At 58.7% G+C, this 22710-nt stretch carries 25 protein-coding genes; 19 read left to right on the top strand and 6 right to left on the bottom strand.

Annotated elements, in window-relative coordinates:
* Positions 1–115: 115 nt before the first annotated feature.
* From psiE to ubiA, 3 genes are read left to right on the top strand one after another with little or no spacing between them, the layout of a single operon-like run.
* On the top strand, positions 116–532 hold the full coding sequence (psiE, locus tag GKQ23_RS22050) for a phosphate-starvation-inducible protein PsiE (protein WP_056235038.1): 417 nt from the start codon (positions 116–118) through the stop codon (positions 530–532).
* Positions 533–577: 45 nt separating this feature from the next.
* Positions 578–1105, top strand: coding sequence for a chorismate lyase (ubiC, locus tag GKQ23_RS22045; protein WP_056235041.1), 528 nt, complete (start codon positions 578–580; stop codon positions 1103–1105).
* Position 1106: 1 nt separating this feature from the next.
* Positions 1107–1973, top strand: a complete 867-nt coding sequence (ubiA, locus tag GKQ23_RS22040; RefSeq protein WP_212409443.1) for a 4-hydroxybenzoate octaprenyltransferase — start codon at positions 1107–1109, stop codon at positions 1971–1973.
* A 106-nt stretch (positions 1974–2079) separates the two neighbouring features.
* Here ubiA and GKQ23_RS24110 read toward each other — a convergent pair whose 3' ends face one another.
* Both GKQ23_RS24110 and plsB read right to left on the bottom strand, forming a co-directional pair.
* Positions 2080–2211, bottom strand: coding sequence for a hypothetical protein (locus GKQ23_RS24110; protein ID WP_256442826.1), 132 nt, complete (start codon positions 2209–2211; stop codon positions 2080–2082).
* A 12-nt stretch (positions 2212–2223) separates the two neighbouring features.
* A complete protein-coding gene (gene plsB / locus GKQ23_RS22035) occupies positions 2224–4689 on the bottom strand; it encodes a glycerol-3-phosphate 1-O-acyltransferase PlsB (RefSeq protein WP_212411932.1) in 2466 nt (821 codons plus the stop codon).
* Positions 4690–4816: 127 nt separating this feature from the next.
* Between plsB and GKQ23_RS22030 the strand changes: the two genes are divergently transcribed.
* The 3 genes from GKQ23_RS22030 (at position 4817) to GKQ23_RS22020 (ending at position 6809) form a co-directional block, all read left to right on the top strand.
* Positions 4817–5185, top strand: a complete 369-nt coding sequence (locus GKQ23_RS22030) for a diacylglycerol kinase (RefSeq protein WP_212409442.1) — start codon at positions 4817–4819, stop codon at positions 5183–5185.
* 161 nt (positions 5186–5346) lie between these two features.
* Entirely contained in the window at positions 5347–5955 is a 609-nt protein-coding gene (gene lexA, locus GKQ23_RS22025; protein ID WP_056235050.1) for a transcriptional repressor LexA, read from the top strand.
* A 644-nt stretch (positions 5956–6599) separates the two neighbouring features.
* On the top strand, positions 6600–6809 hold the full coding sequence (locus GKQ23_RS22020) for a CsbD family protein (RefSeq protein ID WP_056235052.1): 210 nt from the start codon (positions 6600–6602) through the stop codon (positions 6807–6809).
* Positions 6810–7046: 237 nt separating this feature from the next.
* Here GKQ23_RS22020 and zur read toward each other — a convergent pair whose 3' ends face one another.
* A complete protein-coding gene (gene zur, locus GKQ23_RS22015) occupies positions 7047–7562 on the bottom strand; it encodes a zinc uptake transcriptional repressor Zur (RefSeq protein WP_056235055.1) in 516 nt (171 codons plus the stop codon).
* Positions 7563–7756: 194 nt separating this feature from the next.
* On the opposite strand from zur, the gene dusA reads away from it, so the two are divergent.
* Together dusA and pspG are read left to right on the top strand one after the other, a co-directional pair.
* Entirely contained in the window at positions 7757–8755 is a 999-nt protein-coding gene (gene dusA, locus GKQ23_RS22010; RefSeq protein ID WP_101506421.1) for a tRNA dihydrouridine(20/20a) synthase DusA, read from the top strand.
* 158 nt (positions 8756–8913) lie between these two features.
* Positions 8914–9144, top strand: coding sequence for an envelope stress response protein PspG (gene pspG, locus GKQ23_RS22005; protein ID WP_212411930.1), 231 nt, complete (start codon positions 8914–8916; stop codon positions 9142–9144).
* Between the two features lie 237 nt (positions 9145–9381).
* Here the strand turns inward: pspG and GKQ23_RS22000 are convergent, their stop codons facing one another.
* Positions 9382–10362: a quinone oxidoreductase gene (locus tag GKQ23_RS22000; RefSeq protein WP_212409441.1), complete on the bottom strand. Its 981-nt coding sequence runs from the start codon at positions 10360–10362 to the stop codon at positions 9382–9384.
* Positions 10363–10462: 100 nt separating this feature from the next.
* On the opposite strand from GKQ23_RS22000, the gene dnaB reads away from it, so the two are divergent.
* The 4 genes from dnaB to GKQ23_RS21980 all read left to right on the top strand — a co-directional run bounded on the left by dnaB (position 10463) and on the right by GKQ23_RS21980 (position 14651).
* Positions 10463–11878: a replicative DNA helicase gene (gene dnaB / locus GKQ23_RS21995; RefSeq protein ID WP_056235065.1), complete on the top strand. Its 1416-nt coding sequence runs from the start codon at positions 10463–10465 to the stop codon at positions 11876–11878.
* Between the two features lie 143 nt (positions 11879–12021).
* Positions 12022–12486, top strand: a complete 465-nt coding sequence (locus tag GKQ23_RS21990) for an Lrp/AsnC family transcriptional regulator (protein ID WP_056235068.1) — start codon at positions 12022–12024, stop codon at positions 12484–12486.
* A 280-nt stretch (positions 12487–12766) separates the two neighbouring features.
* Positions 12767–13384, top strand: a complete 618-nt coding sequence (locus GKQ23_RS21985; RefSeq protein ID WP_056235070.1) for a YitT family protein — start codon at positions 12767–12769, stop codon at positions 13382–13384.
* 73 nt (positions 13385–13457) lie between these two features.
* Positions 13458–14651, top strand: a complete 1194-nt coding sequence (locus tag GKQ23_RS21980; RefSeq protein WP_212411928.1) for an amino acid aminotransferase — start codon at positions 13458–13460, stop codon at positions 14649–14651.
* Positions 14652–14734: 83 nt separating this feature from the next.
* On the opposite strand, the gene GKQ23_RS21975 is transcribed toward GKQ23_RS21980, so the two are convergent.
* Complete coding sequence (locus GKQ23_RS21975) at positions 14735–15679, bottom strand: LysR family transcriptional regulator (protein ID WP_101506418.1); 945 nt, start codon at positions 15677–15679, stop codon at positions 14735–14737.
* A 210-nt stretch (positions 15680–15889) separates the two neighbouring features.
* On the opposite strand from GKQ23_RS21975, the gene GKQ23_RS21970 reads away from it, so the two are divergent.
* The 7 genes from GKQ23_RS21970 to GKQ23_RS21940 all read left to right on the top strand — a co-directional run bounded on the left by GKQ23_RS21970 (position 15890) and on the right by GKQ23_RS21940 (position 21518).
* The gene (locus GKQ23_RS21970; protein WP_056235078.1) at positions 15890–16498 is read left to right on the top strand and encodes a hypothetical protein; all 609 of its coding nucleotides are present in this window, start codon (positions 15890–15892) and stop codon (positions 16496–16498) included.
* A gap of 15 nt (positions 16499–16513) precedes the next feature.
* A complete protein-coding gene (locus GKQ23_RS21965; RefSeq protein ID WP_212409440.1) occupies positions 16514–17284 on the top strand; it encodes an AfsA-related hotdog domain-containing protein in 771 nt (256 codons plus the stop codon).
* Entirely contained in the window at positions 17277–18107 is an 831-nt protein-coding gene (locus GKQ23_RS21960) for a hypothetical protein (RefSeq protein WP_212409439.1), read from the top strand. The genes GKQ23_RS21965 and GKQ23_RS21960 overlap by 8 nt, the downstream gene beginning before the upstream one ends.
* A 9-nt stretch (positions 18108–18116) precedes the next feature.
* On the top strand, positions 18117–18341 hold the full coding sequence (locus tag GKQ23_RS21955; RefSeq protein ID WP_056235087.1) for a tautomerase family protein: 225 nt from the start codon (positions 18117–18119) through the stop codon (positions 18339–18341).
* Positions 18342–18343: 2 nt separating this feature from the next.
* Entirely contained in the window at positions 18344–18994 is a 651-nt protein-coding gene (locus GKQ23_RS21950; protein ID WP_212409438.1) for an HAD family phosphatase, read from the top strand.
* A gap of 24 nt (positions 18995–19018) precedes the next feature.
* Positions 19019–20227 (top strand): MFS transporter, encoded by a 1209-nt coding sequence (locus GKQ23_RS21945; RefSeq protein ID WP_056235090.1) that lies wholly within the window; start codon positions 19019–19021, stop codon positions 20225–20227.
* A 112-nt stretch (positions 20228–20339) separates the two neighbouring features.
* Entirely contained in the window at positions 20340–21518 is a 1179-nt protein-coding gene (locus GKQ23_RS21940) for an acetyl-CoA C-acetyltransferase (protein ID WP_212409437.1), read from the top strand.
* Between the two features lie 73 nt (positions 21519–21591).
* Here GKQ23_RS21940 and GKQ23_RS21935 read toward each other — a convergent pair whose 3' ends face one another.
* Entirely contained in the window at positions 21592–22590 is a 999-nt protein-coding gene (locus GKQ23_RS21935; RefSeq protein ID WP_212409436.1) for an aldo/keto reductase, read from the bottom strand.
* Positions 22591–22710: the final 120 nt, after the last annotated feature.

Here is a 22710-nt window from a genome sequence, read left to right as displayed (position 1 = left end):
GCTGACCCCGCTATTGCCCCGCATCCGGCGGGGTGTCTTGTGATCTGCGTCACACTCAAGCATAGTATCAGCAGCGGTTTTCCCGCCAGATAACAATGACGTTGAGGTATGACCCATGACTCCCCCCGCCCATAACACCCCGGCCACCCGGCTGGCTTTTGCCCTGCAGATGGTGCTGAACGCCGGCCTGATTGCGCTGGCCGTGATCCTGGTGATTTTTCTCGGTAAAGAGACCATCCACCTGGCCAACGTGCTGCTGAACACCGGCGAGCAGACCTCGTCTTACCTGCTGATTGAAGGCATCGTGATCTATTTTCTCTACTTTGAATTTATCGCGTTGATCGTCAAATACTTCCAGTCGGGCTACCACTTCCCGCTACGCTACTTCGTCTATATCGGCATCACGGCGATTATCCGCCTGATTATCGTCGACCATAAAAATCCGCTGGATACGCTGGCCTACACCTTCGCCATTCTTATCCTGGTGTGCACTCTGTGGCTGGCGAACAGTAACCGCCTGAAACGCGAGTAAGAAAATGGGGTACACTCGGGTACCCCATTTTTACGGAGAAGTGTTATGGCTGAGAACGCGCTGTCGCCGTTGCGCGCGATCGACTGGCTGCCCGAATCCTCACCCCTGCTGACCGCCCCCCTGCTTGACTGGCTGATGGAAGTTGACTCAATGACCCGGCGTTTTGAACGCTACTGCGGTGAGGTGACGGTCAACGTGCTGCGCGAAGGCTTTGTCGGCGGAGACGCCTGGCCGGAAGAGTCAGCGCTGTTGCCTGACGAGCCGCGCTACTGGCTGCGTGAAATTGAGCTGTGCGGCGACGGCGTACCCTGGCTGGTGGCGCGCACGCTGGTGCCGGAGTCAACGCTGGTCGGGCCGGAGCAGAAGCTGCAGCAGCTGGGCAGCGTGCCGCTGGGGCGCTATCTGTTTGCCAGCTCAACCCTGACCCGCGATTTTATTGACGTCGGCCACCACGGCGCGCTGTGGGCACGGCGCTCGCGCCTGCGCCTCACGGGCAAGCCGCTGCTGCTGACCGAACTGTTTTTACCCGCTTCGCCGCTGTATGCCAGCCTGGCGCCAGAGCAGAGATCCTGACGTGGAGAGAAGTCTGCCAATGAGTAAATTAGCGGCGTACTGCCGCCTGATGCGCATCGATAAGCCGATCGGCACGGTGCTACTGCTGTGGCCGACGCTGTGGGCGCTGTGGCTGGCGGCGGACGGCGTGCCGCCGCTGAACGTGCTGCTGGTGTTTACGCTGGGGGTAATTACCATGCGCGCTGCCGGCTGCGTGATTAACGACTTCGCCGACCGCAAAATCGACGGCCACGTCAAACGCACCCGGCTGCGCCCGCTGCCGAGCGGGGCGGTCACCAGCCGTGAGGCCAAACTGCTGTTTGCCGGGCTGGTGCTGGTCTCCTTCGCGCTGGTGCTGACCATGAACCGCATGACTATCCTGCTGTCGTTCGGCGGCCTGACGCTGGCGTGGATGTACCCGTTTATGAAGCGTCACACCCACCTGCCGCAGGTGGTGCTGGGCGCGGCGTTTGGCTGGGCGATCCCGATGGGCTGGGCGGCGGTCAGCGAGAGCGTGCCGCTGGTCTGCTGGCTGCTGTTTTTTGCTAACGTCTGCTGGACGGTGGCTTACGACACCCTGTACGCGATGGTCGATCGCGACGACGACCTGAAGATTGGCGTCAAGTCGACGGCGATCCTGTTTGGCCGCTTCGATAAGCTAATCGTCGGACTGCTGCAGCTGGCAACGCTGGCGCTGATGGCGCTGGTCGGCTGGCTGAGCGGGCTGGGCGGGGCGTTCTGGTGGTCCATGCTGCTGGCGGCCGGGCTGTTTATACACCAGCAGAGGCAGGTGGCAGGACGCGATCGCGACGCCTGTTTCAGGGCGTTCCTGAATAACAACTACGTCGGTATGGTGCTGTTTGCCGGCATCGCTATCAGCCTCTGGTAGCCGCGCTCTGCGCCGGTGGCGAGCCTTAGCATCATCAGGCTACCGTCGGGACAGGCGAAAAAAAGGCCGGTCGCGCTGGCGCAGTAAATCATGGGGCTTCCCCTCTTTACTGGCTCAGTGCGACCGGCCTTTTCGTTGCAGGCAACACCGGGTTGCCGTTTAACTGATTTTTACCGCGGGCGTGGCTGGTGGTCAGGGCGTTGCCCCATGACTCCGGGGCAACCGCACTCTCCGTCACCGCGTCACCGTATTACTCCGGCGCGATCGCGCTCTCCGTCACGGCAGCGGCGGAGGGCTCCGGTGCCACAGCACTTTCAATCGTCATCCGCACGTCCTGGGTGATCAGCTCCGCCAGCAGCTGGTAAACGCGCTGGGTCCGTTCAACCTGGGCATCACCGGAATCGCTGATGTAGCCTTCATCACGCAGCGTCAGCACCAGCGAGGTGAACACCGCCTTGTCGAAGAACTCCGGCGCGTTAATGCCGTGCAGCACCGACAGGCGCTGGGCCATGGTGCGGCTCTCTTTCTCCAGCGTGCCGCGGTTAATCGCCGGGTTCGCGCTGAGGATCGAGAAGGTAATGGCATAACGCTGCAGGGTTTCGCGTACGCCGGCGGCCAGCAGCTGAAGGGTGCGGAAACGCGGCGGGTTCAGGCGCAGATGCTGGTCTTCCACCAGCAGCAGGCCCTGACGCGCCATCTCGGCCACCAGCGGCTCAATCACCTGCGGCAGCTCTGCGGCATCCCAGCGCAGGAACAGCTCGCTTTTCAGCATCGGGTAGATCACGCTGACCTGGCGCAGCAGCTCATCACGGCTCAGCTCGCGGTGCTGCATCAGGACCGCGGCAATCAGCGACGGCAGCACCAGCATATGATGAATGTTGTTGCGGTAGTAGGTCATCAGCACCGCCTGCTCGCGCGGCAGAATCACGATCTCACCGATGCTGTCCTGCTCCAGCTCAAACTTATTCATGCTCAGCGCGTGTTCCAGCAGCGCTTCCGGCGTCATATCCGGCACGGTGGCATCCGGCGAATAGGGCACGTTGCGCAGCAGTTCGACGTAGCAGCCGAGCTGTTCGGTCAGCTGGTCACGGGTCATCGAGCGCTGGCGTGAAGCCAGCAGCGCGGTCACGCACAGGTTCATGGCGTTCGCCGCCCCGGCGTTGTTGATGCGCACCATCACTTTCTGGGCAATATCGTTCACCGCCGGGGTTAACCACGCCGGGCGCTGGGCCTCAATCGGGTCAATCGCCTCGCGCCACTCCGGCACCTGCTGGTTAAGATACGCGACCAGCGGCAGCGGTTCGCCAAAGTTGACGTAGCCCTGGCCGAGATTTCGCAGCTTACGCAGCCCGCGCACCATCGACAGGAAGCCCTCTTTCTCTTTGGTCGCGCCGCGCAGCTCTTTAGCGTAGGTACCTACTTCCATCACGTGCTCGTAGCCAATATAGATCGGCACCAGGGTGATTGGCCGGTTGCCGCCGCGCAGCATCGCCTGAATGGTCATCGACAGCGTGCCGGTTTTCGGATCGAGCAGGCGGCCGGTGCGTGAGCGTCCGCCCTCCACGAAGTACTCCACCGAATAGCCGCGGGTAAACAGCTCGCCGAGGTATTCGCGGAATACCGTCGAGTAGAGTTTATTGCCCTTAAAGGTGCGACGGATAAAGAACGCCCCCAGCCGGCGGAAAATCGGCCCGGCCGGCCAGAAGTTCAGGTTAATTCCGGCCGCGATATGCGGCGGCACCAGCCCCTGGTGATAGAGCACGTAGGAGAGCAGCAGGTAATCCATATGGCTGCGGTGGCACGGCACGTAGACGATCTCGTGGCCGTCCTGCGCCAGCTGGCGTACGCGCTCACCGCCGTTGACGTTGATCCCCTGGTAAAGCTTGCTCCAGGTCCAGCCCATAATGCGGTCGGTCAGGCGGATCGCCTCATAGGAGAAGTCGGCCGCCACCTCTTCCATCAGTTCGATGGCGTTCTGCTGGGCCTTCTCATGGGAGATTTTCTTGCTGCGCGCCTCGTCTTCCACCGCCTTGGCGATGGCTTTCGACTGCAGCAGCTTGTTAAACAGGTCCTGACGCACCGGCAGACGCGGGCCGATCGCCGCCAGGCGCTGGCGGGCGAAATGCATACGCGCCACGCGGGCCAGCTTCTGAGCGATGGTTTTATCCGTGCCGTGCTCGGTGGCCATATGGCGCAGCGAGACCATCGGCGAGAAGCGCACGAAGCTGTCGCGCCCCAGCCACAGCACCGCAAAGAATTTTTGAATGCCGTTCAGCACCCGCAGATGCGGCTGGCTTTCGCCCTGCACCTCGCGTCCCGGCGCACGGCCAAACATCACCGACACCGGCACCATCTGCACATCAAGGTCAGGATGGCTGCGGTGCAGGTCCAGATAGTCATGGAACAGCTTGACCGAATCCGGGTTTGGCACGTAGTAAGGGAACAGGCGCGGGCCGTCATGGATAAACACATAACGCGGCAACAGGGTGCCATCGATCTCCAGCGGCTGCAGCGGATCCGGCAGCTCCTGTTTGCGACACTGCTCACGCAGCGCCAGGAGATCGGCCTTTGAATCATAAGGCAGCACATACATAATAGGGCGCGACGTATCGAGCCCGAGCTCAGCAACCGGCTCGGCCGGAATTGCCTTACTCTTTACCAGAAATTTAACTGGCAGATTCAAAAGGTTATAATATAAATTACGCCAACCTGACATAGACAACATGAAGCCTCTTGTTAGCAAAGCGCCGCAAGCATACCAGAAAGCGCCAACAGAATCTGTGGTGTTGCAAATTGTGCTACACCCGTCTCCGACGTCAAACTTCTCAAAGGGTTCCCTGATTATGGCAAATAACGCCACCGGCCTGACACGAATCGTAAAAGCAGCCGGTTATTCGTGGCAAGGATTACGCGCCGCCTGGCAGCATGAAGCGGCCTTTCGCCAGGAAGCGATCGCGGCGATTATCGCGGTGGCGGTGGCCTGCTGGCTGGATGTTGATGCCGTCACGCGCGTACTGCTGATCGGTTCGGTGGTGCTGGTGATTATCGTCGAAGTTCTCAACAGCGCGATTGAGGCGGTGGTGGACCGCATCGGCAGTGAAATGCATCCGCTGGCCGGGCGCGCAAAAGATATGGGCTCCGCCGCCGTCCTGCTGAGCATCTTACTGGCAATCGCTGTCTGGGCCATGTTGTTACTGCCGAATCTGCAATGAGTTATCCAAAAAAGGCACTTTCATGCGGCGAAAGTGCGCCAGCTGACCTCTGCAACGCCCCTCTGATGCAAAATTGATCGCCAGCGGGGCGGGTTTGGGTTCCCAAGGGCGAAATAGCTGTATATACTCACAGTCGACTGTATAAACAACCAGGGGGCGGGATGAAAGCATTAACGGCACGGCAGCAGCAGGTCTATGACCTGATTCGCGACCATATTAACCAGACCGGTATGCCACCGACGCGGGCAGAAATTGCCTCGCAGCTCGGCTTCCGTTCCCCCAATGCCGCCGAAGAGCACCTGAAAGCGCTGGCGCGTAAAGGCGTGATTGAGATCGTCTCCGGCGCCTCGCGCGGCATTCGCCTGATGATGGAAGAGGTCAACGGCCTGCCGCTGATCGGCCGCGTGGCAGCCGGTGAACCGCTGCTGGCGGAAGAGCATATTGAAGGGCACTATCAGGTGGACCCGGAAATGTTCAAACCGAGCGCGGACTTCCTGCTGCGCGTCAGCGGTATGTCGATGCGCGACATCGGTATTCTCGACGGTGACCTGCTGGCGGTACACAAGACCGAAGACGTGCGCAATGGCCAGGTGGTCGTGGCGCGTATCGACGATGAAGTGACGGTAAAACGTCTGAAGAAGCAGGGCAACACCGTGCAGCTGCTGCCGGAAAACCCGGACTTCCAGCCGATCGTGGTCGACCTGCGTGAGCAGACGCTCACCATCGAAGGCCTGGCCGTGGGCGTGATCCGCAACGGCAACTGGCAGTAGCGCGACCCACCACGGCTCATCACGCAGCGGCCTCCTCCCCGCCGCTGCGCATTTCCCCTTTGAATTCCTGCGCACGCTTTCCTGCTGCATGACAGCCTGCCTGAATCAGCAATCTTACCGATCATATCCTTTGTGCTGACGTGCTGACGTGCTGATATATAGCCCTGACCGATCGATGCCTGTGACCCGGCGAACGCGTCCAGCCCGTCAGAGGTCGACAGGCAGTGACAGGTGAAGTTCCAGATACAGGTTCCGCACAGGCAAGGATACCGCTCCAATATGAAACTACTTTCCGTTGCCGATAAGCAGCTCTGGCGGCTGGCGGCTGGCGGCTGGCGCTGTGGGCGATCTGGCGGCGTCACTGGCGGCGGGGCACCTGGTTCAGCGCTGAACGATAATGGAAATATTTAGTTACTTACGTGATGCCCAGTCTTAGTCTCTGATTTACATTCACTTTTATCGGTTTTCTGCCTGCAGGAGAGCCGATTTTATCTTTTAATCGTCCACTCAGCGCATATCCGCGCGTTTCTACTATAATTAACTCTGTGTTCAGCGCTAATCCAGATTTTTATCTGGTAATCAGGCGCACTTACAAGACGAATACGCTAAAGGCTGTTCTAAACCTAAGCTGAGGGAGTTATATGATGAATAAAGACGAAGCGAGCGGTAACTGGAAGCAGTTCAAAGGTAAAGTGAAAGAACAGTGGGGCAAGCTGACCGACGACGACCTGACGGTCGTGGAAGGTAAACGCGATCAGCTGGTCGGAAAAATTCAGGAACGTTACGGCTACCAGAAAGATCAGGCCGAAAAAGAACTGAAGGACTGGGAAACCCGCAACGATCACCGCTGGTAATCTCTGCCTCTGAGAATTGGGCTCCTACCCCAGGCACAAGGATCGTGCCAACTCTCACCAACCCCGTAACAGATCCCCTGACTCACTGAGTAGTGACCCGTTACTGTACTGGCTACAGCTCTGTCGCCATTAACCCCGTTTTCTCTTCAACAGACCTGCCTGCAGAAATATCCCGTTTATCCTACAGGTAACCCTGTCAGCGATCGCATCCGCACCCGGCATGCAGGAGCACTGAACTCAACGTCCGCGTTTTTTCGCCGGTGCGCTGTGATCGTGATCGCAGGCCTCATGGTGAGAGCAGGTTTCAATCTCCGCGCAGCCCGAGCAGAAGCCATGCGCTTCAATCACGCTGTGGCCCAGCGTGAAGCCGGTTTTCAGCGCCAGCGATGTCAGGATCGCCTCAACGCCGTCGGCATGTTGTTCGCTCACCGACCCACAGCGATCGCAAATCAGCATCGCCGACGTGTGGGAGTGCTCTTCGAAATGGTGGCAGACTACGTAACTGTTGGTTGACTCTACGCGGTGAATAAAGCCTTGTTCCAGCAGGAAATCCAGCGCGCGATAGACGGTCGGTGGCTTGGCCTGCGGCTCGGACTCGCGCAGCAGGTCCAGCAGATCGTAGGCGCTGATCGCGCCGTTCTGCACGCTCATCAGGCGCAGCACTTCCAGCCGCTGTGGCGTCAGGCGCACGCTGCGCTGCTGACAAATGACTTCCGCCTGCGTCAGGATATTTTCTGTAGTCGTGGTGTTCATTATTCCCTCCTCAGGCCAGACTGAAACGTTATTTTATCACGTCTGTGCTAAAACGCCGAGTTTGCATACCGCTGCTGCCACCGTCCGCCTGGCGTGGCGGGCAAACCGCGCCTGAACGCTATATCCCTGTCCACCAGCGTGCTATCATTGCGCACAATATCGTCACCCCTTTTGCTACAGAGTTTGCGCGTTTCATGACTGAAAAATTCCCTGCACACCGCTTTTCGATTGCCCCGATGCTTGACTGGACCGACCGTCACTGCCGTTACTTCCACCGCCAGCTGACCCGCCAGACGCTGCTCTACACCGAGATGGTTACCACCGGTGCAATTATTCACGGCAAGGGCGACTATCTGGCCTTCAGCCCGGAAGAGCAGCCGATCGCGCTGCAGCTCGGCGGCAGCGATCCGGCGGCGCTGGCACAGTGTGCGAAGCTGGCCGAACAGCGCGGCTATAACGAGGTCAACCTCAACGTTGGTTGCCCCTCCGATCGCGTGCAGAACGGTCGCTTTGGTGCCTGCCTGATGGGCGAAGCGCAGCTGGTGGCCGACGGCATCAGGGCGATGCGCGACGTGGTGTCGATCCCGGTGACGGTGAAAACACGTATTGGCATCGACGAGCAGGACAGCTACGAATTCCTCTGTGACTTTATCCGCACGGTGGCGGAGCAGGGCGGCTGCGACACCTTTATCATCCACGCCCGCAAGGCCTGGCTCTCCGGCCTCAGCCCGAAAGAGAACCGCGAAATCCCGCCGCTGGACTACCCGCGCGTGTATCAGCTGAAGCGCGACTTCCCGCAGCTGACGCTGGCGATTAACGGCGGCGTGAAGACGCTGGAAGAAGCGAAAACCCATCTGCAGCATCTGGACGGGGTGATGATGGGGCGCGAAGCCTACCAGAACCCGATCCTGCTGGCGCAGGTGGATCGCGAACTGTTTGGCTGCGACGGGCCGGCGGCGGATCCGATCGCCGTGGTGCGCGCCATGTACCCTTACATCGAACAGGAGCTGTCGCAGGGCACTTACCTCGGCCACGTAACGCGGCATATGCTTGGCCTGTTCCAGGGCATTCCCGGCGCGCGCCAGTGGCGTCGTTACCTGAGTGAGAACGCGCACAAGCCCGGCGCCGGCGTCGACGTGGTGGAGAAAGCCCTCGCGCTGGTGGCTGACCGCGTGCCGGCGGACGTTGAGTAATCGCCTGATTTTTTGACCACACCTTCGTTAAATTGACCAGGGCAACCGCTGTCCTGGTCATCCCTGCCCAGAGAATTCAGTTAGTTACGCATTCCCCCAACCTGGCACGCTTCTTGTAATATCCCGCTATACCCCCTGTTTCTGTGGAGAGCAACATGCTGGAGATCCTGTTTGTCATTGGCTTTTTTATGATGCTGTTGCTGACCGGTATTTCGCTGCTGGGCATCCTGGCGGCGCTGGCGGTGGCGACGCTGGTGATGTTTGTCGGCGGGCTGTTTGCCATGGTGATCAAACTGCTGCCGTGGCTGCTGCTGGCGCTGGCCGCCGTCTGGCTGTACCGCACCTTTTTCAAACCCGATTCGGCGCGGCGTGACCGTTTCTTACGCTGAAATCAACCCGGCCTGGCGGTGCGGGCTTAGCTAATGCGGAGTGGATCACATCGTGGCACATTGGCGGACGCGATCGGCAATAAAACATATTTTTTACATCCTGTTTCTGTCAGGATGCCTGCACTGAATCAAAACGACTTCATCGCCGCTGACCCTACAACCAGTGCGAAAACAAAAAATAAAATAAGAAACAAAAAAGAGCCTCCGCAAGGAGGCTCTTTTTTTTATGCCTGCGGCTCAGGGGATCAGCAGGCTGGAGCCCTGGGTGCTGCGGCTCTCCAGCGCGCGGTGCGCCTGCTGCGCATCGGCGAGGGCAAACTTCTGCGACTCGGGCACGTCAACATTGATCGCGCCGCTGGCGATCAGCGAGAACAGCTCGTTGCTGGCCTGCGCCAGCGCTTCGCGGGTGGTGATATAGCCGTTCAGCGACGGGCGAGTCACGTACAGCGAGCCTTTCTGGTTGAGGATCGCCAGGTTAACGCCGGTCACCGGGCCGGAGGCGTTGCCAAAGCTGACCATCAGGCCGCGGCGCTGCAGGCAGTCCAGCGAGGCTTCCCAGGTATCTTTCCCTACCGAGTCATACACCACGCGCAGTTTCTTGCCACCGGTCAGCTCGCTGACGCGCGCGGCAATGTCCTCTTCGCGGTAGTTGATGGTCTGCCAGGCACCGGCCTGCAGCGCCCGTTCGGCCTTTTCAGCGGAACCCACCGTGCCGATCAGCCGTGCGCCGAGCGCCTTCGCCCACTGGCAGGCGATCAGCCCGACGCCGCCGGCAGCGGCGTGGAACAGAAAGGCTTCGTCCGGCTGAATCACATAGGTCTGGCGCAGCAGGTAGTGAACCGTCAGCCCCTTGAGGAATGAGGCAGCTGCCTGTTCGAAGGAGATGGCGTCCGGCAGCAGCGCCAGCTTATCCACCGCCACGTTATGCACCTCGCTGTAGGCACCCGGCGCGGACTGGGCGTAAACCACGCGGTCGCCGACCTTCAGCACCTCCACCCCCGGCCCGACGCGGGTAACAATACCCGCCGCCTCGCTGCCCAGCGCCGCCGGCAGCGATGATGGATAGAGCCCGCTGCGCATGTAGGTATCGATGTAGTTAATGCCGATCGCCTTGTTCTCAACCTGCACTTCGCCGGCGGCGGGATCGCGCGGATCGACGTTCACCAGCTGCAGCACGTCCGGACCGCCGTGCTGATGAAACTCTATACGTTTTGCCATCATAGCTCCTGTGGATTGCGTCTGAATGGAGGAGGACGGAAAGGGTGCAAACGGGTATACTTGCCCGTCCCCTCACACGATTTTCGGTAATTGCATCACTATGGCAGGAAATAAACCCACCAACAAATCCTGGGAAAACCGCGAGCCCCGCGACCGACAGATGGAAGGCCTCAAGCTGCCGCCGCACTCGCTGGAAGCCGAGCAATCGGTGTTGGGCGGTTTAATGCTGGATAACGAACGCTGGGATAACGTCTCGGAGCGCGTGGTGGCGAAAGATTTCTTCAGCCGTCCGCACCGCACGATCTTCGGCGAAATGCAGCGCCTGCTGGAACTGGGCAAACCGATCGACCTGATCACCCTCTCTGAGTCGCTGGAAACCAAAGGTGAGCTGAGCCTGGTGGGCGGCTTTGCCTATCTGGCCGAACTGTCGAAAAACACCCCGAGCGCCGCCAACATCGGTGCCTACGCCGATATCGTGCGCGAGCGCGCGGTGGTGCGTGAAATGATCGCCGTGGCTAACGAAATCGCCGATGCCGGTTACGATCCGCAGGGGCGCAGCAGCGAAGATCTGCTGGATCTGGCCGAGTCGCGGGTGTTCCAGATCGCCGAAAACCGCGCCAACAAGGATGAAGGGCCGAAAAGCGTCGATCAGATCCTCGAAGCTACCATCTCGCGCATCGAGTCGCTGTACCAGACGCCGCACGACGGCGTCACCGGGGTGGATACCGGCTACCAGGATCTGAATAAAAAGACCGCCGGCCTGCAGCGTTCGGATCTGATTATCGTCGCCGCCCGTCCGTCGATGGGGAAAACCACCTTCGCCATGAACCTGTGTGAAAACGCGGCGATGCTGCAGGAGAAACCGGTGCTGATCTTCAGCCTCGAGATGCCCGGCGAGCAGATCATGATGCGTATGCTGGCCTCGCTGTCGCGCGTCGATCAGACCAAAATCCGTACCGGCCAGCTTGATGACGAGGACTGGGCGCGTATCTCCAGCACCATGGGCATCCTGCTGGAGAAGAAGAACATGTTTATCGATGACTCCTCCGGCCTGACCCCGACCGAGGTGCGCTCCCGCGCCCGCCGCATCTTCCGCGAGCACGGCGGCCTGAGCCTGATTATGATCGACTACCTGCAGCTGATGCGCGTACCGGCGCTGTCGGATAACCGTACGCTGGAGATCGCCGAGATCTCCCGCTCGCTCAAAGCGCTGGCGAAAGAGCTGCAGGTGCCGGTAGTGGCGCTGTCGCAGCTGAACCGCTCACTGGAGCAGCGTGCCGACAAACGCCCGGTCAACTCCGACCTGCGTGAGTCAGGCTCTATCGAGCAGGATGCCGACTTAATCATGTTTATCTACCGTGATGAGGTCTATCACGAAAACAGCGACCAGAAAGGGGTGGCGGAAATTATCCTCGGCAAACAGCGTAACGGCCCGATCGGCACCGTGCGCCTGACCTTTAACGGCCAGTGGTCACGTTTTGATAACTACGCCGGCCCGCAGTACGACGACGAGTAACCCACCTTTGCCGCCCGTTTCAGCCGCTGAAACGGGCGGATCCACCGCGCATTTCCGCACGCTGCCTGAAATAACGTTGGACATCCGCAGGAAAAATGCGGTTATCTGTCAGCCGTTTGTTCCTCACACCGGCCGGAAATACGATGACCCAGATTGATGATTTCGACCTTAAAATTCTCACCCTGCTGGAAACCAACGGCCGCCTGACCAATCAGGAGCTGAGCGATCTGGTGGGGCTCTCTGCCTCGCAGTGCTCACGCCGCCGCATCAGCCTTGAACAGTCGGGGATGATCCTCGGCTATCACGCCCGCCTGTCGCCGGATGCGGTGGGGCTGGGGGTGATTGGCCTGATTGAAGTGCGCCTGATTAACCACACCGCCGACTACGTCGACAGCTTCCACCGCATGGTGGCGGGGCAATCCGCTATCGTGGACGCCTATAAAACTACCGGTGACGCTGACTACCTGCTGAAGGTGGCGGTGGGGGATCTGGCCGGGCTGAGCGCGCTGATCAGCCAGCTGGTGGCGGGGCAGCAGAGCATCGCCCATGTCAAAACCTCGGTGGTGCTGAACCGGCTGAAAGAGAACGGCGTGCTGACCCGCACCTGACCGGCTATGCACTATGATGGCGCAAATGGCGCACCATCATGGTGCATCTGCTCTGCGGATGGTGCGCTTTCTGTGCGCGATTTGCCGATTTAATGCGTGATTCTGGCGCTTATTAATAAATATATGCACGGAATCACGATTTAAAGCGTTCTGCATTCAATCAGTTAATTCTTATATCTTTCAGAGATCCCTCTGCGGGCACGCCTCTGGTGCGATTCTTGCAAAGTGTCTGGCGTAGAGTCAGCCAGCATCTGGCATTAATCACCGGAAATCACGATCGATGGATAACGTAGTAGAACAACCCGCAAAAGTCCCCCACAGCCTGGTCGAAGATGTTATGGCTATCGTGCTCGGCACGCTGATGGTCTCTTTCGGCGTCACGCTGATGAAGCAGGCCGGCGCGTTAACCGGCAGCACAGCCGGCATCGCCTTCCTGATCAGCTACCTGACCAAAAGCTCGTTTGGCCTGGCGTTCTTCGCCATCAACCTGCCGTTTTACTGGCTGGCGGTGAAGCGTATGGGCTGGGCGTTCACCATCAAGACCTTCTGCGCGGTGGCGCTGGTCTCGCTGTTTACCCAGCTGCACCCGCTGTTTATTCATTTTGCGGCGCTGGATCCGTTTTATGCGACACTGTTCGGTAACGTGGTGACCGGAATTGGGTTTATAGTGTTGTTCCGCCACAAGGCCAGCCTGGGCGGGATCAATATTCTGGCGCTGTGGCTGCAGGACCGTTACGGCATCCGCGCCGGTAAGCTGCAGATGGGCGTCGACACCTGCGTGGTGCTGGCGTCGCTGTTTGTGGTGTCGCGCGAGATGCTGGTGGCCTCAATTGCCGGTGCGGTGATCCTCAATCTGATTATCGCCATGAACCACCGTCCGGGCCGTTACTACGTGTAACCCCGCTGAAAAATAGCGGCGGTGCCCGACCGGCATCGCCAGAACCACCGAACATACAATGGAGATCTGCACCGTGTTTCAAAACGTTGATGCCTATGCCGGCGATCCAATTCTCTCCCTGATGGAGACCTTCAAACAGGACGACCGCGCGCATAAGGTAAACCTGAGCATTGGCCTGTATTACGACGCACAGGGTGCAATTCCGCAGATGGATGCGGTCGGTAAAGCGGAAGCGGAACTGAATGCCCGCCCGCAGAGCGCCTCGCTCTATCTGCCGATGGAAGGCCTTGCTGCTTACCGTGGTGCGGTGGCGCCGCTGCTGTTCGGTGCCGATCATCCGGTGCTGAAAGCGGGCCGCGTGGCGACCATCCAGACGCTGGGCGGCTCAGGCGCGCTGAAGGTCGGTGCGGACTTCCTCAAGTTCTACTTCCCGAATTCGCAGGTGTGGGTCAGTGACCCGACGTGGGATAACCACAAGGCGATTTTTGCCGGTGCCGGCTTCACCGTTAACACCTACCCGTGGTATGACCCGGCGACTAACGGCGTGAAGTTTGACGCGCTGCTGGAAAAACTCAACGGCCTGCCGGCGCAGAGCATCGTGCTGCTGCACCCGTGCTGCCACAACCCGACCGGTGCCGATCTGACTAACGATCAGTGGGATGCCGTCACTGAGGTGCTGAAGGCGCGCGAGCTGATCCCGTTCCTCGACATCGCCTACCAGGGCTTTGGCGCGGGCATGGAAGAGGACGCTTATGCGATCCGCGCTATCGCCGCGGCCGGCCTGCCGGCGCTGGTCAGCAACTCCTTCTCAAAAATCTTCTCGCTGTACGGCGAGCGCGTCGGCGGCCTGTCGATCGTCTGTGACGACGCCGATGAAGCCGCACGCGTGCTTGGCCAGCTGAAAGCCACCGTGCGCCGCAACTACTCCAGCCCGCCAAACTTTGGTGCGCAGGTGGTCTCATGCGTGCTGAACGACGCGGATCTGAAAGCCAACTGGCTGGCGGAAGTAGAAGGCATGCGCACCCGCATCCTTGAGATGCGCCAGACGCTGGTTAACGTGCTGGCGGAAGCGCTGCCGGGTAAAGACTTCAGCTATCTGCTGCAGCAACGCGGCATGTTCAGCTACACCGGCCTGAGCGCGGCACAGGTGGATCGCCTGCGTAACGAGTTCGGCGTCTACCTGATCGCCAGCGGCCGTATCTGCATGTCCGGCCTGAACCACAGTAACGTGCGTCAGGTGGCGGAAGCTATCGCGGCCGTCGTCTGATGTTGACTGGCCGGGGCAGCCCGGCCAGTTTTTCGCCATTTTTACCCCGCCGGTTGCTCGCCGCGATATTCCCGCCCGTTATTTCAGTACGATCGACGCGCCTGCCTGCCTTGCGGCTCTTCCCACTCTTCTGCCGTCAGATTTCCAATGCCATGAATCACCCGTTCCCGGTTTTCCCGCTTGCGGATAGCGATATAGACATCAATATTCAGCAACTGTGACTCGGTGGTGTTCAGCCTGCGGTAACACAGCCCCTGTTGATTAAACGTACACATCGATTGGGGTAGCAGGGCAAAACCTTTGCTTCTTGCCACCCCTGCCAGTAATACCAGCGAGTCATCCGGTTCCTTAATCCGTTTCAGTACAAACGGCAGCTGGCGCAGGTAACGCTCGCACTTATCGTAGAACGCCGGATTGGCATTGCGGGCAAACCAGAACAGCGGCAGGTCTGCCACATCCGCGAGTGAAACCTCCTCCTGCAGACTGGCCGGGTGGGCAGAGGGCATTGCCACCAGCAGTGGTTCCTGGTAAATCCAGTAAAAGCTGAACTCCTCTTCGCCGGGCAGGCTGCGCTCACCGGTTATCACCATATCCATCTGGCCCTTAGACAACGACTGCAGCAGCTGGGCAGACGTCTGGTTCTGTATTTCAATTTCCTCTTCGCTGATCAGCTGTTTTATTTTCTCACTGACCTGCGGAATATTATTGAAATTGAGGGTGCGGGTCAGACCAATACGCAGCTGATCCTTCTCGTGATGCGAATCGCCAATAAAACTACCCAGATCGTCCAGCAGCTTTGCCGCCCGGCCAGTCAGCTGCACGCCACTTTCCGTCAGCCGGACATCATGGGTATTACGGATAAAAAGATCGTAGCCCAACGTCTCTTCCAGCGATTTTATTTGCCGGGTTAACGGCGGCTGCGTCATACGCAGGCGGTCTGCCGCTTTCCTGAAGTTCAGCTCCTGGGCAACCACCAGGAAGCACTGCAACTGTTTAATACTGGGCAATTTACGATTGAGGTTATCCACAACATCTCCGTGGCTGGGGGGGTGAATCTGTCAGCCTTTTCCTGATCAATCCTACTTTATCCTATCACCACCTGCTTTGTACATTCAGCCGCAAGGCTGGTAATACCCTGTTCGGTGATACCTTAAAGGTATTACAAAATTAACAATTCTCAAATAATACCGGGGTGATAAATTCATTCCCGAAGACCACTAATTAAGAGAACAACAATCATGTCAGCGAAATATATTCTGGTTTCACGTTTCCCATTAAAAAGCAACGCTAATGTTTCCGAGCTCAGGACGCTTAAATCTTCAGCTGAAAAAAAACTTTTCATCTGTGAAGAAGACAATATTCATGAGCTACTGGAGCTGCGCGCTTTTAACGATATTAAAGAGATTGCCTGGGTTGAGGGAGAACTCGAAGCCGAGTTTCATCACCTGGCGGCCCACCTGTCCGGTGATATTCGTCGCGAGCTGCTGAAATATGTAGAAGCACCGATTGAGACGGATCTGCCGCTGCCGCAGACGCAATATATCCAGCTGCGTCACGTTGAAGTTCCGGCAGAAAACTACGCACAGTACCGCCAGTGGCGCGACCAGACCATTTTTAATGTGGTGCGCGACCATCAGGATAAGATCACCAGCTTTGAGGCGTTCCACTCGCTGATTAGCGGGCAACCGGGCGTGATGTTTATCTCCGCCTTTAACGGTGATAAAGCGGCCTATAAAGAAGCATTCACCAACGCGCGCTACCAGCACATCATTCAGCAGGCCGGTGATAACTACATCACCGGCGGCAATGAAGGTCTGTATACCCGTATTTATCGTGCTTTATCCTGATGAGAGTAGAAGAATATGTCCAATAAAAAAGTTTTTATTGTCGGTGATAAATTTAGCGAATTCAGTAATGAGAAAGATGTACTGACTATTTCTCAGCTGGAATTACTGACTCAGATCCCGGCGAAAATTATCGATAATGAACATGAATTTATCGTAGGCCAGGGTGTCCGGGACGATTACGCCAGAAAAGTGCTGAATAATCATAAGCGTAATCAGATTCATAATAATAAGTTAGATCTTGCGTCATTAGACAAACTGGCCTCGACCAGTAAGAACGCACACACGCATAAAAAATTAAAACATAACGTGCTGATTGGCAGCGCGGAGAAGGTCGGCGATACCCTCTATACCCTGCCGCTGCTGATTGATGAGCGCTGTGAGCTGATGGCAGACCATCAGACCGGGCAGCACATCCAGGGCATGCTGCTGGTGGAAGCCTGCCGACAGACCTTTATTGCCGTGACCGAAGAATTTTTCTTTAACGGTGACAACAACAAGTACTACGTGATTAACGGCATGGCGGTCGACTTCAGCAATTTCCTGTTCCCGCTGCCGGCGCAGATCCACTACGACATTGTCGACCAGGATGTTCGCCAACGCCGCGCGCGGTTTAAAGCACAAATCCGGGTCACGCAGCAGCAGACCCTGTGCGCCACCATGGAGGTGTCGTTTACCGTCTATCCGTCCGAGGTGATCAGCAACAAAGAGCATGAGCTGGCGATCCAGGCCGCATTCAGCGCACTTGCTGCCGTACACAGCCCGCTGCAGGAGGCCACCCGTGTCTGAACAGCGCCGCCACTATCAGCTGGCGGCCACCACGCAGGGGCCGCTGTACCCCCCTGCGGAGGTGATGGACAGCGAAGGTAACTTTGTGGTGGTCGGGATGATCGCCGGTGAGCAGGGAGTGTCCTGGGGGGCGGCGGTGGTCTCTGCACACAGCCCGCTGCCGGCATTCGGCCAGGTTGCACCCTATCAGATCGTGCGTCATCTGGACGGCATAGCACCCGCCGCGTTGCAGGACACGGTGCTGTATACGCTGCCGCTGCCGATCCCGCTGAACAACTATCCGATGCTGTTTGCACCGGAGCAGCGGCCGGGCGCGCATGCCGATCTCCGCGACAGCCTGCCGTTGCACCAGGGGTGGATTGCGGATTACCGCATCGGCGACGGGCTGCGCCACACCGCGCCGATCACCCTCGGCAACTGGTTACAGGCGCAGGGTGAGCTGCAGGTCAGCGTGGCGGCCGATCGGAAAAGCGCCCGCTTTGACTTTACCTTCAGCCACCTGGTGCCGGACAGCCTGTATACGGTGATGAGCCTGCGTGAGCGCGATCTGCACCCGGAGAACCCGACCCGGCCGGGGCCGCTGGGGATCCCTAACGTCTTTATCACCGATGCCAGCGGCAGCGCCCGCTTCTGGGCTGAATTACCCAACCCTTTCCCCGCCGCCAGTGAGGAGAGCAATCGCGTTATCAACGTGGTGGTGCTGTATATGAGCGCCCGCCAGAGCTATGGCGGCGCAATCGGACTTTATGGCCTGGGCGGCGATATTCACGCCCAGCTCAAACTGAAAACCCGCTCATTTGATGAGTTCACTACGCAGGATTAAGGAAAAACGATGCCCTTTGTACAAATCACAACCTGGAAAATGAGTGATGAGAGCCAGGTGAAAGCGATGGTGGAGGCGGTAACGCTGGCGGTGCATACCACCAGCGGTGCGCCGCTGGACAAAATCTCGGTGGTGATAAGCGAGGTGGAACCCTCACGCTGGTGCGACGCCGGCGTGCTGGGCAGTGACCCGGAATTCCCGGTCAAAAGCCGCAGAAAGGGTTACGGGGAGTGAGCGTGAACACAGTCGCGGCGTTTTTTGATGTCGATGAAACCCTGATCAACCTGAAAAGCATGTTCCATTTCTACGACTACTGGTGCAACGAGAAGGGGCTGAATCCACAGCGCGAGGAATACACCCGCCGCTTTAAGCAGGATGTGCAAGAGGGCAAGCGGCGGGAACTGCTGAATCAGGAGTATTACCAGCAGTTTATCAACGTTTCGCTCGCTGAGCTGGTGACCTTCGGTCAGCGCTGGTTCCTGACCTGCCTGAACGAGAGCCATTTTATTGCAAGCGGGCTCAGCGCGCTGCGTCAGCACCAGCAGCGGGGCGATACGGTGGTGTTTGTATCGGGTTCCATGCAACCGATCCTGCAGCCGATCGCCGACTGCTTAGCGGTGGAGCATCTGCTCTGCGCGCCGCTGATTATTAATGAACGGGGGTACCTGACCGGGGGAATTGGCACCCCCCAGACCATCGGCAACGGCAAAAAAGAGGCGCTGCTGGCGTTCTGTCAGCAGCAGGGTCTGCAGCCGGCGCACTGCTATGCCTACGGCGATGACATCTCGGATGTGCCGATGCTGGAAGCCACCGGTCACCCGGTTTGCGTGGGTGAAAATCCCGCGCTGCTGAATTATGCGCAGCTCAGGGGCTGGCGCACCATTTAAAGTCTGAAAACAAAGGTTGTTATTATGTCTGCTGTTATTAAAGAGTCGGCCATGACGCTACGTATCTGGGTGGCATTGTTTATTCTGGCGCTCTCCACCTTCACCATTGTTACCACCGAGCTGGCACCGGTGGGCCTGCTGACGCCTATCGCCTGCGGCCTGCAGGCATCGGAAGCGGAAATTGGCCTGACCGTGTCGCTCTATGCCTGGGTCGGTGCCCTGAGTGCGCTGTTTGCCTCGGTCTTTCTGGGCAATCTGCCGAAAAAAATGCTGCTGCTGGCGCTGACGCTGGTGCTGTTTATCTCCAACGTCTGGTCGGCTACGGTGGATACGTTCAGCGCGCTGCTGGCCGCACGGGTGGTGGGGGCGCTGGCGCACGGCGCGTTCTGGGCGATGATCGGCGCCACGGCTGTGGCAATGGTACCGGCCCGGTATCTGGGAACCGCGACCTCGATCGTCTTCGGTGGCGTTTCTGCCGCCAGCGTGTTTGGCGTGCCGCTGGCTAACTACATTGGCCTGAACCTTGGCTGGAGACAGGCGTTCTGGCTGATGTCTGCCCTGAGCGTGGTCGCGCTGGTGGGGATGATCTGGGCGCTGCCTAACGTCACCGCCCGCAGTGCGATTGGAGTGGCTGCGCTGAAAAGCGTGCTGCGATCGTCCACGCTGTGGAAAATCTATTCGGCCACGCTGCTGGCCATCACCGCGCACTTTGCGGCTTTCACCTTTATTGAACCCTGGCTGCAGACCCAGCCCGCCCTCTCAGCGGCGTTTATTCCGCTGGTGTTATTTGTTTATGGCGTGGCCGGGCTGGCAGGGAACTTCCTGACCGGTGCCATCATCGATCGCCATCTCAAAACCACCGTTGCGCTGTCGGTACTGCTGATCGGTGCGGTGCTGGTGCTGCTGGGCACCCAGGGCCAGGCGCTTTCCCGTCCGCTGCTGCTGGCGGCTATGGCTGTCTGGGGCGTCGCGGTATCAGGCATCTTTGTCGGTTTCCAGACCTGGGTACTGCGCACCGCGGGGGAGCAGGCGTTTCCGGCTTCGGCCATCTATGTCTCCTTCTTTAATGCTGCCATCGGTATCGGTGCTTCCGTCGGTGCCTGGATGGTTGCCGCATTGTCGCTGCCGACACTGTTTATCGTCGCCGGCCTCGCCATTGCGATCTCCTTCCTGCTGGTGGCGTTTATCCCGGGTAACCAACCGGCGGCCGCCCTGAAGGAGAGCGTTGCATGATAATTCCGCTGTTGATGTACGCAGGCCTGCCGGCCTGCGTTAACCCATTCACTGTTTTTCGCGCCGCCGCCTCTGCGGCTGTTTTCGTTTCTACCTCCCGGAGAGTTACACCATGAATGATATCGTTATTATTGCAGCCAAAAGGACGGCCACCGGTGCCTTCCTTGGCGGACTGTCCGGGCACTCGGCCGCCAGCCTGGGCAGTATTGTGATCAAAGCGCTGCTCAAAGAGAGCGGGGTGGCGGCAGAAGCGATCGACCAGGTGGTAATGGGGCAGGTGCTGACCGCCGGGTGCGGTCAGAATCCGGCCAGACAGGCAGCATTACGTGCCGGTCTGGCCGTTGCCGTTAATGCGCTGACCATCAACAAAGTCTGCGGCTCCGGGCTGAAAGCCGTTCATCTGGCCATGCAGGCGCTGGCGCTGGGGGAAGCGGAGTTTGTGATTGCCGGTGGGCAGGAGAGCATGTCCGGTGCGCCACACCTTCTGCAGAACTCCAGACAGGGCATCCGTCTTGGCGAGGGGATGCTGCAGGACAGCGTGATTGCTGACGGCCTGACCGATGCCTTCAACCACTATCATATGGGCGTGACGGCGGAAAATATCGCGCAGCGCTACAACATTACGCGCAGTATGCAGGACGAGTACGCGCTGCTCTCCCATCGTCGGGCGCTGAAAGCGCAGGGCGATGGCTTCTTCTCGGAAGAGATCGTGCCGGTCAGCGGGCTCACCACTAAAGGTGAAAGCAAAATCGTCAGCCAGGACGAATGCCCGCGCCATAGCAGTATTGAGAAACTCTCGGCGCTGAAACCCCTGTTTAAGCAGGAGGGGACCGTCACCGCCGGCAACGCCTCGCCACTGAATGACGGCGCAGCCGCCGTACTGATGTGCCGCCGCGAAACGGCTGAACAACGGGGGCTGGAGATCCTTGCCTCGGTGGGGGCTTTCACTAACAGCGGGATTGAACCTGCAATGATGGGGGCCGCGACGCTCGAAGCCATTGAGATGAACCTGAAGCGTATGAACTGGTCGCCGGAGCAGGTTGATATTCTGGAGTCGAATGAAGCATTTGCTGCCCAGGCGCTGGCGGTGGTGCACGGCTGCGGTGTGCCGGCCGAACGCATCAACCCGCATGGCGGTGCCATTGCGCTGGGGCATGCCATTGGTGCCTCCGGCTGTCGTATTCTGGTGACGCTGATTCATACCATGATCCGCGAAAACCGTCAGCGTGGCATGGCCGCGCTGTGCATCGGCGGCGGTGAAGGGGTGGCGCTGAGCCTGGTGCGTCGTTAAAGAGGAAGACCGGTTAAACCCGCAGGCCGCAGCGCAGAACGTTGCGGCCTCTGTGACTCAAAGAAAACAGGCGTTACGCATTAACCCCTTTCATCCCTTCCTCGCTGTAGCGGTTACCTTTGATCGACATGCGCTGGTGGATCTGATTCAGCGTCAGCACATCTTCTGCATCCAGCACCAGATCGGCGGCCGCGGCGTTTTCCGCCAGATAACGCGGGTTTTTGGTGCCCGGAATCGGCACCGTTTTTTCATACTGTGCCAGCAGCCACGCCAGTGCGATCTGCCCGGAGGTGCAGCGGTATTTTGCGGTCAGCGGGGTAATCGCATCCAGTAACTGGCGGTTGTGCTCGATGCTTTCCTGCTGGAAACGGGCATTGTGCTTGCGGAAATCACCGTCACCAAAATCGGCGTGGTTAAGATATTTGCCGGTCAGAAAACCGCGCCCCAGAGGGGAATAAGGCACCAGCCCGATATCCAGCGCTTTCACCACTGGCAGAATGCTCTCTTCAATATCCCGCGTCCACAGCGAGTATTCGGTTTGCAGCGCGGTGACCGGAAACACGGCGTGGGCTTTCTGCAGGGTGGCGGCCGACACTTCACACAGGCCGATATGGCCAATTTTCCCCGCCTTGACCAGTTCGCCCAGCGTGTGCATGCTCTCTTCAATGCAGGCAGCGCTATCGACGCGGTGCAGATAGAACAGATCGATGCGCTCCATACCCAGCCGCTGCAGCGATTCGTTGCAGCACTGGACGATATAGTCCGGGTGATTATTGATTCTGCGGGCATAGGCCGCATTCGGGTCGCGATCGATGCCGCACTTGGTGGCGATTTTAAACTGCTGACGGACAGAATTATCCAGCTTCGCCAGAAAGTGGCCGATCAGTCGCTCATTATGACCACGCCCGTACAGATTGGCACTGTCGATAAAATTTACGCCCTGTTCCGCCAGCTGATTCAGCAGCGCCAGCGACTGCCGATCGTCAGTCTCGCCGTAAAACTCGCTCAGCCCCATTGCGCCAAAGCCGATCGCGCCAACGTGAAGATCCTGAGATAAGTGTCTGGTTTGCATAATCCCTCCTGATTGTGGAAGGTGATTGTTTCACAACGGGATCCCGCGCTGAATTTCAATTATGGCGATACTTTTTTAGTATCAATTCAGGGAAGGAAGGGGGGGAAAGGGGGAGGGTGG

Origin of the sequence: Erwinia sp. E602 (genome assembly GCF_018141005.1) — a bacterium.
In the GTDB taxonomy this organism is placed as follows: domain Bacteria; phylum Pseudomonadota; class Gammaproteobacteria; order Enterobacterales; family Enterobacteriaceae; genus Erwinia.
Note: the sequence above shows the minus strand (reverse complement) of the source record. Positions and strands in the feature narration are given on the sequence as shown.

What these genes read in the sequence shown, in the direction of transcription:
- psiE (WP_056235038.1), top strand. Translation starts at nt 116, where the DNA reads ATGACTCCCCCCGCCCATAACACCCCGGCCACCCGGCTGGCTTTTGCC.
- ubiC (WP_056235041.1), top strand. Translation starts at nt 578, where the DNA reads ATGGCTGAGAACGCGCTGTCGCCGTTGCGCGCGATCGACTGGCTGCCC.
- plsB (WP_212411932.1), bottom strand. Translation starts at nt 4,689, where the DNA reads ATGTCAGGTTGGCGTAATTTATATTATAACCTTTTGAATCTGCCAGTT.
- GKQ23_RS22030 (WP_212409442.1), top strand. Translation starts at nt 4,817, where the DNA reads ATGGCAAATAACGCCACCGGCCTGACACGAATCGTAAAAGCAGCCGGT.
- lexA (WP_056235050.1), top strand. Translation starts at nt 5,347, where the DNA reads ATGAAAGCATTAACGGCACGGCAGCAGCAGGTCTATGACCTGATTCGC.
- GKQ23_RS22020 (WP_056235052.1), top strand. Translation starts at nt 6,600, where the DNA reads ATGAATAAAGACGAAGCGAGCGGTAACTGGAAGCAGTTCAAAGGTAAA.
- zur (WP_056235055.1), bottom strand. Translation starts at nt 7,562, where the DNA reads ATGAACACCACGACTACAGAAAATATCCTGACGCAGGCGGAAGTCATT.
- dusA (WP_101506421.1), top strand. Translation starts at nt 7,757, where the DNA reads ATGACTGAAAAATTCCCTGCACACCGCTTTTCGATTGCCCCGATGCTT.
- GKQ23_RS22000 (WP_212409441.1), bottom strand. Translation starts at nt 10,362, where the DNA reads ATGGCAAAACGTATAGAGTTTCATCAGCACGGCGGTCCGGACGTGCTG.
- dnaB (WP_056235065.1), top strand. Translation starts at nt 10,463, where the DNA reads ATGGCAGGAAATAAACCCACCAACAAATCCTGGGAAAACCGCGAGCCC.
- GKQ23_RS21990 (WP_056235068.1), top strand. Translation starts at nt 12,022, where the DNA reads ATGACCCAGATTGATGATTTCGACCTTAAAATTCTCACCCTGCTGGAA.
- GKQ23_RS21985 (WP_056235070.1), top strand. Translation starts at nt 12,767, where the DNA reads ATGGATAACGTAGTAGAACAACCCGCAAAAGTCCCCCACAGCCTGGTC.
- GKQ23_RS21970 (WP_056235078.1), top strand. Translation starts at nt 15,890, where the DNA reads ATGTCAGCGAAATATATTCTGGTTTCACGTTTCCCATTAAAAAGCAAC.
- GKQ23_RS21965 (WP_212409440.1), top strand. Translation starts at nt 16,514, where the DNA reads ATGTCCAATAAAAAAGTTTTTATTGTCGGTGATAAATTTAGCGAATTC.
- GKQ23_RS21955 (WP_056235087.1), top strand. Translation starts at nt 18,117, where the DNA reads ATGCCCTTTGTACAAATCACAACCTGGAAAATGAGTGATGAGAGCCAG.
- GKQ23_RS21945 (WP_056235090.1), top strand. Translation starts at nt 19,019, where the DNA reads ATGTCTGCTGTTATTAAAGAGTCGGCCATGACGCTACGTATCTGGGTG.
- GKQ23_RS21940 (WP_212409437.1), top strand. Translation starts at nt 20,340, where the DNA reads ATGAATGATATCGTTATTATTGCAGCCAAAAGGACGGCCACCGGTGCC.
- GKQ23_RS21935 (WP_212409436.1), bottom strand. Translation starts at nt 22,590, where the DNA reads ATGCAAACCAGACACTTATCTCAGGATCTTCACGTTGGCGCGATCGGC.